This window comes from Methylocucumis oryzae, assembly GCF_000963695.1.
Classification (GTDB): domain Bacteria; phylum Pseudomonadota; class Gammaproteobacteria; order Methylococcales; family Methylomonadaceae; genus Methylovulum; species Methylovulum oryzae.
In genome coordinates this window covers 1-10,509 of sequence record NZ_LAJX01000259.1, presented here as the reverse complement: position 1 = coordinate 10,509, position 10,509 = coordinate 1, and the positions used below count along the sequence as shown (strand labels likewise).

The 10,509-nt window shown below is 42.9% G+C and carries 5 protein-coding genes and 6 pseudogenes; 2 read left to right on the top strand and 9 right to left on the bottom strand.

The genetic code is table 11. The features are described 5' to 3' along the window. Positions 1–247: 247 nt before the first annotated feature. Positions 248–868: a thiol:disulfide interchange protein DsbA/DsbL gene (locus VZ94_RS19440; RefSeq protein ID WP_045780504.1), complete on the bottom strand. Its 621-nt coding sequence runs from the start codon at positions 866–868 to the stop codon at positions 248–250. Positions 869–900: 32 nt separating this feature from the next. Next, positions 901–1,569 carry a c-type cytochrome gene (locus VZ94_RS19435; protein WP_045780503.1) on the bottom strand — a complete coding sequence of 223 codons (669 nt, stop codon included), beginning with the start codon at positions 1,567–1,569 and terminating at the stop codon, positions 901–903. A 101-nt stretch (positions 1,570–1,670) separates the two neighbouring features. Between VZ94_RS19435 and yihA the strand changes: the two are divergent. Together yihA and VZ94_RS19425 are read left to right on the top strand one after the other, a co-directional pair. Further along, positions 1,671–2,300: pseudogene (gene yihA, locus VZ94_RS19430) on the top strand (ribosome biogenesis GTP-binding protein YihA/YsxC). Positions 2,301–2,311: 11 nt separating this feature from the next. Then, positions 2,312–2,995: a thioesterase II family protein gene (locus tag VZ94_RS19425; protein WP_052700763.1), complete on the top strand. Its 684-nt coding sequence runs from the start codon at positions 2,312–2,314 to the stop codon at positions 2,993–2,995. Between the two features lie 56 nt (positions 2,996–3,051). Here VZ94_RS19425 and VZ94_RS19420 read toward each other — a convergent pair. From VZ94_RS19420 to VZ94_RS19390, 7 genes and pseudogenes are all read right to left on the bottom strand, one after another. Continuing rightward, a pseudogene (locus tag VZ94_RS19420) lies at positions 3,052–4,331 on the bottom strand (adenylosuccinate synthase). A 33-nt stretch (positions 4,332–4,364) separates the two neighbouring features. Further along, a pseudogene (locus VZ94_RS19415) lies at positions 4,365–5,553 on the bottom strand (ATP phosphoribosyltransferase regulatory subunit). Positions 5,554–5,621: 68 nt separating this feature from the next. Beyond that, positions 5,622–6,425: pseudogene (hflC, locus tag VZ94_RS19410) on the bottom strand (protease modulator HflC). A 57-nt stretch (positions 6,426–6,482) separates the two neighbouring features. After that, positions 6,483–7,723: pseudogene (hflK, locus tag VZ94_RS33365) on the bottom strand (FtsH protease activity modulator HflK). Between the two features lie 186 nt (positions 7,724–7,909). Beyond that, positions 7,910–9,186: pseudogene (gene hflX, locus VZ94_RS19400) on the bottom strand (ribosome rescue GTPase HflX). Positions 9,187–9,208: 22 nt separating this feature from the next. Further along, positions 9,209–9,457: an RNA chaperone Hfq gene (gene hfq / locus VZ94_RS19395; protein WP_045780502.1), complete on the bottom strand. Its 249-nt coding sequence runs from the start codon at positions 9,455–9,457 to the stop codon at positions 9,209–9,211. Between the two features lie 147 nt (positions 9,458–9,604). Further along, positions 9,605–10,126 carry a protein YgfX gene (locus tag VZ94_RS19390; protein ID WP_045780501.1) on the bottom strand — a complete coding sequence of 174 codons (522 nt, stop codon included), beginning with the start codon at positions 10,124–10,126 and terminating at the stop codon, positions 9,605–9,607. Positions 10,127–10,509: the final 383 nt, after the last annotated feature.

Sequence of the window (10,509 nt, the reverse complement as noted above, 5' to 3'; positions counted from 1 at the left end):
CTCCTGCATTGCTCTACCTCCTGCATCCGTGCAGTCGTGAGTTTTCTGCATTCACCACATCCTTGTGGCTTCAGGTGTCGGCAGCAGGGATGCTGCCGCCAAGCCTACAGGGACGTATTTACGGCGTCCTCGGCAACTGCTCCTGCGTTGCCCTACTACACGCCATCCATGGCGTTATGCGTTCTGAATGCCCTGTCCCGTCTTAAGCTGGTAACCCGAAAACTTGACTGTTCAGAGTATACGTTGTTTATTTCGCGTTGCTTTCTTGTTTAATGAGCAGATTCATGACTTCAATCATTTTTTCGTGAGTACCTGCTAATGGGCCGTTGGTCACATATTTACCGTTGATAATAATCGCGGGTACGCCGGTTAGTCCGTATTTAGCGGCTATAGCAGGGGCTTGGCGCATTTTTGAGTCAACAGCAAATGAGGAAAAGGCTTCGCGAAAATCGCTCTCTTTAACACCGTGCTCGGTAAAAAACACGGCTAATTCGTCTTCGGTTTCTAACTTTTGTTTTTTATTTTGAATAGCATCAAAAAAATCGGCATGGATTTTATCAACCACACCTAGCGCTTCAGCAACAAAATAGGCACGGGCGTGTTTACCCCATGCTTCGCTAAATACGGCAGGTTGTCTAATAAATTCAACATTAGCCGGTTTGCTTTTCAGCCATTTGTTGAGTTCGGGTTCAAACGCATAACAATGCGGGCAGCCATACCAGAAAAATTCAATGACTTCAATTTTATCGGCATGTTGTGTGGGTTGAGGTGGATTTAATACTTCGTAGCCTGGGCCTTCTGCATATACCCACGGTGTTATAGCAACTAATAAGATGAATAAGCTGTATCGGGCTAATTTTTTGAGCATTTTATCCTCCAGTGTGTAAGGTAAGCGAAGTATTATTTCATTACTGAAATACGGTAAGCGACGGCTTTGATTTCATCCAGTGTCATTTTTTTCGCAATCATAACCATCATGTTGTCAGGATTGTTGCTACGATTGCCATTTTTAAAATCGGTAAGCGTTTTAATTAAATAATCAGCATGTTGTGATTTTAAAGAAGGAAAGCCTGCGGGCTTATTGCCTTCAGCCGTAGGGCCATGACAGGCGATACAGGCTGAAACTTCTCTGGCAATATCGCCATTTCTATATAAATCAGCCCCTTGGCTAAGCATTTTTTGAATGTCGGCTTCGGTTTGCGCTGGAATATCATCGTCTTCATCGTCATCAGGCTCGGGTTTGGGTAATGCGTTGGCGCTAATTTTTTGTTCTTCGTAATAGGCGGCTATGTCCAGAATATCTTTTTCTGATAAGCCCTTGGCGATAGTCGCCATCATAGGGTCTTTGCGGGTGCCGTTTTTGAAGGCGAGTAATTGTTTTTCTAAATATGTTGCATGTTGTTGTGCAAGCTTAGGGAATGTTGCTACCATGCTATTGCCGTGTTCACCGTGGCAGCTTACACATGTTGCGGATTTTTCTGCACCAGCGCTGCCATTACCTTCAGCCATTACAGGCCCTGAACCAGCCGTTGATGCCAACAGGATAAATGCAAGCCATTTTGTTTTCATTATTATAGTTCCCCCGTCGGAAGATGTGTTTGGGCCTTTATGAACACAGGCCGCTAAAAACCACGATTCTACCTTAATTAACACGCTGACGCGAGGCAGCAATGAACCCCATTTATCATCAAGCTACGTTTATTAAAAGTTCTCCGACTCTAACGGTTGCGCCAAAAGACGAGGGTAAGGAAATTGCCTTCGCTGGTCGCTCTAATGCAGGTAAATCCAGCGCTCTGAATGCGATTACTCGGCAATCTTCACTCGCACGGACGAGTAAAAACGCCGGGACGCACACAAATGCTTAATTTTTTTCTATCACAGAACAGCTACGCTTTGTTGATTTACCCGGTTACGGCTATGCGCAAGTGCCGGCCGATGTGCAGAGAAAATGGCAAAAGTCAATGGAGCAGTATTTAAACCAACGTCAGTCGTTATGTGCGCTGGTTTTGGTTATGGATATAAGACACCCGTTAACGCCGTTTGATACCCAACTGATTTCGTGGTGTGAGCATGCGCAACTGCCTTTGCATATTTTATTAACTAAAGCCGATAAGCTGACGTATGGCGCAAGCAAAAACACTTTATTACAAGTGACTAAAACGCTATCGACATCGACGAGTCCTGTTTCATTGCAATTATTTTCATCGTCGAAAAAAACAGGGATTGATGATGCTCATGTCGCGTTGGATAGGTTATTTGGGCTTACTGCTGAAACTGGGCAAGGTTTAGAGCCGGTGTAAGAGAGGAAAACATGGAGTTATATGCATTTCCGTTTGCCGGAGGTGGTGAGCATTGTTATCGTGAGTTAGAGCCTTATCTGACCCATGCAACATTAAAAACTCAAGCATTACCGGGACGAGGCCGTTTGTTGAATAAACCTTGCCTTAGACGGTTAGATGAGTTGCTAGATTTTTTGTTGGCGGGTATCGCGTTCGATTTGCATAAACCGTATGCTTTTTTTGGCCATAGTATGGGGGCGTTTATTGCCTATATGTTGACGCGAAAAATTATTGCCTACCATTTGCCTGCGCCTAAGTTATTAATTTGTTCAGGCCGTAAAGCACCGACCATTATTGATGCTGACCCTAAGCATGTTTATCCAACGTCTGCGTTTAGAGCCATGTTACAAGAGTTGGGTGGGATTCCTGAGCTTGTATGGCAAGATGAGGATTTAATGGCGTTGTTTGAGCCGATTATCCGTGCTGATTTTGAGTTAATTGAAACGACTTATTATCAAACGGGAGCACCTATAGAGCTGCCTATTCATCTGCTTTTAGGTCGCCAAGACCTGATTTCTAGCGTTGATGCCTATGCTTGGCAACAGGAAACGACATTGCCGTTAACGGTGAGTTATTTTTCAGGGGGGCATTTTTATTTTCAGCAAGATTGGCAAAGTTTGGCCAATAAAATCAATAGTATTTTAGCTACTTGTTAACCTGGTGCGTGTTGCGGGATTCTCAGTTCGCTTGAGAATCCCTTATGACTCATCCGTTAAGCGTATGGATGTTCGAGAATAATGGTTTCGTCGCGATCCGGTCCTGTGGATAAGATAGCTATTTTAACGCCAATTAATTGCTCGATACGTTTGACATAAGCCTTGGCGTTTTCAGGTAACGCGGCAAAATCAGTAATTCCAGCCGTTGTTTCTGACCAGCCTGGCATTTCTTCTATGATAGGTTGGCATTGTGCATATTGGTCGGCGCCGAGGGGTGCAATTTCTGTGGTTTGACCATTTATAGTGTAGGCGGTACAAATGCCGACTTTTTTCTAAGCCATCTAAGACATCTAGTTTGGTAAGGCAAATGCCGCTTACGCTGTTGAGTTTGACGGATTTACGCATGGCTACTGCATCAAACCAGCCGGTACGGCGTTTGCGGCCTGTGGTTGCGCCATATTCAAAGCCTTGTGCGCAAAATGCGCTCCCCAATGTCATTGTTTAATTCGCTAGGGAAAGGGCCATTACCAACGCGTGTGGAGTAAGCTTTAGTAATACCTAAAACATAATCAAAATCTAATAAGCCAAAACCACTGCCTGTTGCAGCACCTCCGGCGGTAGTGTTAGACGACGTGACATAAGGAAATGTGCCGTGGTCTATGTCTAATAATGCCCCTTGTGCGCCTTCAAATAAGATGTTATTGCCATTCGCTTGATGTTGATATAACGCTTCGCTGACATCGCATAACATAGGTTTTATGGCTTCAGCGTGATTCAGTGCTTCGTCTAAGATTTTTTGATAATCAACCGGTTGTGCTTGGTAATAATGCGTTAATAAAAAGTTATGGTAGTCGACTAGCTCTGATAATTTTTCAGCAAAACTCTTCGCATCGCGTAAGTCGCCTGCGCGTAATCCACGGCGTGCGGCTTTGTCTTCATAGGCAGGACCTATGCCGCGTCCTGTTGTACCTATCGCTTTATCGCCGCGTGCTTTTTCGCGCGCTTGGTCTACGGCGATATGTACCGGTAAAATCAGCGTACATGCTTCGCTGATTAATAAGCGCGAGCGTACATTAACGCCTGCTTCTTCTAAAAAAGCTATTTCATGTAATAACGCTTCAGGCGATAACACAACGCCGTTGCCGATTAAGCATTGTACGTTATCGCGTAATATGCCAGATGGAATTAAATGTAAAACGGTTTTTTGACCTTTAATTACTAAGGTGTGACCCGCATTATGTCCACCTTGAAATCGTACTACCGCTTGAGCTTGTTCAGTCAGCAAATCGACGAGTTTGCCTTTACCTTCGTCGCCCCATTGCGTGCCTATGACGATGACGTTTTTTTCCCATGTTTTTTTCCTGTATGTTTAAGCGAGCGGTTGAATGACCCAATGTTGGTCTTCGTTTTGAATTAGTATGGATTGGCAGCCTAAGTCCTTAGCATTACCTGTTTGTCCTGGTAACTGTTGAATAACTATTTTGTTTTGGGCGCGCAAATCTCTAATCATCTGCTGTAAATCAGCGTCGACGCTGTAGGGAGCAAAAAATGCGTTCAGTTACGCTAGGTTCTAGCTTTGCCAGTGTCGCCAGTGTTTTTAAATCGGCGCTAAAACCGGTGGCCGGACGCGCGCGACCAAATACTTTACCAATATTATCATAGCGTCCGCCTCTAGCTATTTCCTTGCCAACGCCAGGAATGAACGCGGCAAAGACAACGCCGGTATGATAGTGATAACCGCGTAGCTCTGCTAAATCGAAACTTATATCAAGCGCCGGGAAGCGTTGGGCTATCTTTTCAGTGAGTATTGATAAATCTTGCAAGGCCTCGGTAACTATAGGATGTGATGTGTTTAGTGCTTTGATAGCCTCTGCTAAATCTGAAGATTCGCCATTAAGATTGGGGAGTTGTAATAACTGCTCAGCAATATCGCTTGTTAACTGATAGTCTGTTAATAACACGTTTAACTCGGTGCGGTCTTTGCGTTGCAAGACCGCGAATAATTCCCGCTCTTGTTGAGCATTTAAGCCCGCTTGTTCGGCTAACGCTCTATAAATGCCGACATGACCTAAGTCTAAATGAACCTGTGTTAATCCGGTTAACGCTAGCATTTCTAGCATTAAACAAATAACTTCAAAATCGCTCTCTAGGCCTTTATGCCCATAAAGCTCTGCACCGATTTGCATAGGGCTGCGGCTTTTCTCCAGCGCATCACCGCGTGTATGCAATACGGTGCCGGTGTAACATAAGCGCGTAGGCCAGTCATGTTTTAAATTATGGGCATCGATACGGGCAACTTGAGGTGTCATGTCGGCTCTGATGCCTAGTAACTCACCGCTAATTTGATCGGTTAATTTAAATGTTTGTAAGTCGAGGTCATGCCCAGCGCCTGTGAGTAAGGAGTCTAAGAAATCGATAAAAGGAGGAATGACTAGGTCATAACCCCAGCAATTAAACATAGTTAATAACTTAGAGCGCAAGCTTTCTACGTGCTGTGCTTGTTCCGGTAATAACTCTTCTATGCCATCCGGCAATAACCAGGTGTTTTTTTGTTGCATGATTGTCCCACTCAAACAAAAAAACGCTCCATGCGGAGCGTTTTGTGGTTATCAGTGTTGTTAATTATTTATTTAGGTGTTTTTAAGTATCGGAAGAATTCTGATTCTGGGTCTAACACCATCATGCCTGAGTTGGCAAATGTCTTTTTATAAGCGTTTAAGCTTTTATAAAAAGCAAAGAACTCAGCATCTTGCCCATAAGCTTGGGCATAAATTTCTGACGCTTTAGCATCGCCTTCACCGCGCAGTTTTTCAGCTTCTTTATACGCATTAGCCAAGGTGACAACGCGTTGTCTGTCAGCATCAGCGCGAATTTTTTCGGCCGCTTCTGCGCCTTGCGAGCGGAATTCTCTGGCGACGCGTTCACGTTCAGCTTCCATACGGCTAAATACTGACGCGCTGACTTCATCAGGCAAATCGATGCGCATTACCTGCACATCTATGATTTCCATGCCTAAGTCGGCCGCTATCGATTTAGAGTTATTGATTAAAATATCGCGTATGGTGCGGCGATCAGTAGAGACCAATTGTTTAATATTACGCTTACTGAATTCACTGCGAAAAGCGTCTTTAATAATTTGATCTAATCGTAGGTTGGCTTGGTCAATGTCTCCTGATACCACTGTATAAAATTTGGTTACATCGCCTATGCGCCATTTGACGAATGAATCAACAATAACGTTTTTTTCTTTTCAGCGGTTAGAAAAACGCTCAGGTCTTGATGACATGGTTTGAATTCTAGCATCAAACAATTTAACCGTATTCAGAAAAGGGATTCTAAAGTGTAAGCCTGGTGAATAATCGCTTTTAATAATTTCACCAAACTTAAATTTAATAGCTTTTTCGGCTTCATTAACGGTAAAAACGCTCATAAAACCGAGTAATAAGATGAAACTAGCAATCGCTAATCCTAATTGATTTTTAGTCATTTAACGCCCCCTGGCTTCACGGCCACGCGTTGAGTTTCGTTCAGCGGCATGTGCGTCTGCTTCGTTAACTTGTGTTTGTGCTACGCTACTAGGCTGGTTATTAATCGATTCGCTAATGCTTCCAACAGGTTGTGCTGGTGTAGCTGTGTTGGTATGGGTAAGTTTGTCCAGCGGTAAATACATGATGTTATTGCTTTTAACATCGACTAAAATTTTATTGGTTCCCGATAACACAGTTTCGATAGCATCCAGATAAAGTCGTTTTCTGGTGATTTCAGGTGCTTTGCTGTATTCGCCGTACAGTTTGCTAAAGCGATTAGTTTCCCCTTCGGCTTGGGCAATGACTTGTTCCTTATAGCCTTCCGCTTCTTGAAGTTTTCTTGCCGCAGCGCCCCTGGCTTTAGGTACGACATCATTGGCATAGGCTTGCGCTTCATTAATTAAGCGTTGCTCGTCTTCTCTCGCTTTAATCGCATCGGCGAATGCGTTTTGCACTTGTTCTGGTGGTTGGGCATCTTGTAAATTAACGCTGGTAATTTGAATGCCCGATTGGTATCTATCCATGACTTCTTGGATTTCTTTTTTAATTTCGGTCACGATTTCACTGCGCCCTTCGGTTAACACAAAATCCATAGTATTGCCGCCTATGACGCCACGCTCAGCGCTTTCTGTAACTTGTTTTAACGTGGCAGCAGGGTTTACGATGCTAAACAAAAAATTGCTTAGCGTCTTTGACTTGGTATTGCACAGCCAGTCTGACATCAACATAGTTTTCGTCTTTGGTTAACATCAATGATTCTTTTAGAACGGAACCTGTCGCTTGGTCATTACCCATCGCGCTACGATACCCTACTTCTATGAAGCGTTGTTGTTTTACGTTGACAATGGTGACTTGTTCTATTGGCGCGGGAATATGCCAATTTAAGCCCGCTTGAGTGATGCCGATGAATTGTCCAAATCGTGTTTCAACCCCATGATTACCTTCATCGACAGTGTATATGCCGCTAAATGCCCAGATGATGAGGCCGATAGCAATTACGATAGTGCTAATGCCCTTCATTGGTGCATGGGTTTCGTTATTATTGGGGGAGCGGCCATCGCCATTATTGCCCGCCGGTAAAAAATTTAGTTAATTTGTCTTGTAACGAGCGTATTGCTTCGTCGAGGTCCGGTGGGTTGTTATCATCACCTCTACCGCTCCAGGGGTCTTTTTTATCGCCGCCGGGTTCATTCCAGGACATACGTTTCTCCGTTAGGATTTGTTAAGTGTGTAAGGCGCGCTGCTTTTTAAATACCGCTACAATTTATGCCATTTCTTAAGCGATAAAATCTATAGACAGTTAGCGTAACAAAATATTAGGCGCTTTGAGTTTCTGGTTATTCTATCGTAATTTCTACGATTATGATTGAGTCTGTTATAGGCTGCATTAGCTTTCGTGTTGATAATCTTCCACACAAACATCTTTTAACAGGCCTAAATGCTTAGGGTCGATTTCAATGATTAAGCAAGAGTGGCCCTGTTCGTCAATATCCTCGGCAATAATATTCGCGCAAGAAAATAATTTTGCCCGAATGCCTGCCTGCGCGGGTGTTAACCAGCAGCGTTTATACCTTTTTTGTGGCTGAGAATAACTCGGCGAGTGCGTCGGTTAATAGTTGAATGCCGATTCCGGTTGCAGCAGATAACCACACCCGTATGGGTTTGCCTGATTCATCTCTGTCTATGCGTGGTTGTGCATCGTCAATTAAATCGATTTTATTGAATATTTGTAATTGCGGAATCTTATCTGCGTTAATTTCAGTTAAGACTCGATTAACTTGTTCGATAATATCATCGCGCTCATCGCTGTAGGCATCGATAACATGCAGCAATAAGTCTGCTTCGCTTGCCTCTTGTAGTGTTGATTTAAAGGCTGCGACAAGTTCGTGCGGCAGGTGTCTGATGAAGCCTACCGTATCGGCTAATACGACTTCTGAATGGGCATTTAGCTTAAGACTGCGTAAGGTTGGATCTAATGTTGCAAATAATTGATCCGCAGCGTAAATGTCAGCGCCGGTTAACGTGTTAAAAAGCGTAGATTTTCCTGCGTTGGTGTAGCCAACTAACGATACCGTCGGAATTTCGGACTTTTTTTCGCTTGCTACGAACTTGGTGGCGCTGTTTATCAACTTTGTCTAGGCGCTGTTGGATTTGTTTGATTCTGACGGCTAATAGGCGTCTATCGGTTTCTAACTGGGTTTCGCCAGGTCCGCGTAAACCAATACCGCCTTTTTGCCGTTCTAAATGCGTCCAGCCACGAACTAAGCGCGTGGATAAATGTTTTAATTGGGCTAGTTCTACTTGCAGTTTGCCTTCAAAGGATTGGGCTCTTTGCGCAAATATATCGAGAATTAAGCCATTTCTATCGACGATACGAATGCCTAAAAATTTTTCTAAGTTTCTTTCTTGGCTAGGTGTTAAGGGATGGTTAAACAACACGACATCAGCGGCATGAGTTTCAATGGCTAACTTAAGTTCTTCTAGCTTGCCTTGGCCAATAAAGAATTTCGGGTCAGGGCGTTGGCGGCTGCCGATGACAGCATGGACAGGTTCAGTGCCTGCAGACTTGGCTAACTCCTGTAATTCGAGAAAGTCTTCTTGTCCAGCATGGCAGGATAGATGAACTAAGATAGCGCGCTCACCTGATTCAGGGCGATCAAACAATGAATAACCTCTGTGCGTAACGTTATTCGTCGATGCTTTCTTCTTCGTCTCTAGCTAATTTAACGGCTTTGCTAGGGACGATAGTTGAAATAGCATGTTTATACACCATTTGGCTAACAGTGTTTTTTAGCATAATGACATATTGATCGAATGAGTCTACTTTGCCTTGTAATTTAATACCATTGACAAGAAATATCGATACAGGAGTATGTTCTTTCCGTAACGTATTCAAAAAATTGTCCTGCAAGTTTTTGGCCTTTTGACATCCAATTTCTCCTTATTTTTATAGCTCAAATTATTTAGTGTGTGTGCCGGCGCTGACAAATCAATAGACTAAAGATTTGTATCAGAATGTGTTCAGGTAATGCCAAAACGTCTTGATAACCGGTCTTGACCTGATTTAAGTAGAGGAAATAGCTTATTCAGGTGAGTTAGTCGACTTAATTTTAACAATAGATACGGTTGTTTGCTCTTGTTTTATTAGTGAGCATTTTAATTTCACTGTTAAGCGGCGGAAATCCTCTTCATTTACTGCATCTTGCTTCGTGATTAACAGCGATTTAAAACGCTTTTGTTTAGACTTAGTGCCGCTTAAGTATCTTATGTGTAAAACAATAATATGTTTTGTCAAAACAGATGACGGCAAAATGTGAATGTATTCAGTCTCATCTGTTTGGGTAAGTGTCCAGCCGGATGTATTGTATTTTATCCTAATCTTACATGAAACAGATTGGTTGTATATTTTTACGAAATAAAAAAGCAGTAGAACAGCGCTTAAAATTTTTGTGGTAATTTCTAAGTCGCATAGCACTATTCCAGATGTTGCACAGCTTAGCATAACCAGTTGACCATGCTTAACCAACAAAGCAGGTTTTATATCTATTGATAGTAAGGATTGTTCTTGGTTTAACAAGTGGTGATGAAAAATTTTATTAGTCACGATAAATCAATCAGCTGTTAAAGCTGTTGATGGTTAAGTGCGATTGTTATTGGCACAGTCCATTCTTGTGGGCTTAGTAGGCTGCCACTCTAAATACCCTGTTCCTACTAAAATGTGTAGCCATTAATTAGCGATTGTATTTAGTGTGATTGTGTATGTCTACAATAAAAATATTTTGCGCTGTAGATAAAATCTATAGCCGAAAGAATATCTTAGCGATATTAAGGTTTCTAAATATCAGATTGCTCAAAAAAATCCTTGACACTTTGAGTTGAGGGTATATAATGCACAGCTCTTCAGCGCAGAGAGGCGCTGGTGGGGAGAAGGAAAGGGAAGCGGGAATGAAAAAGGAAGTTGACAAAGAGAAAAGGGTTCTGTAGAAT

Coding starts and splice junctions, on each gene's coding strand:
- VZ94_RS19425 (WP_052700763.1), top strand. CDS start 2,312: ATGGAGTTATATGCATTTCCGTTTGCCGGAGGTGGTGAGCATTGTTAT.
- VZ94_RS19440 (WP_045780504.1), bottom strand. CDS start 868: ATGCTCAAAAAATTAGCCCGATACAGCTTATTCATCTTATTAGTTGCT.
- VZ94_RS19435 (WP_045780503.1), bottom strand. CDS start 1,569: ATGAAAACAAAATGGCTTGCATTTATCCTGTTGGCATCAACGGCTGGT.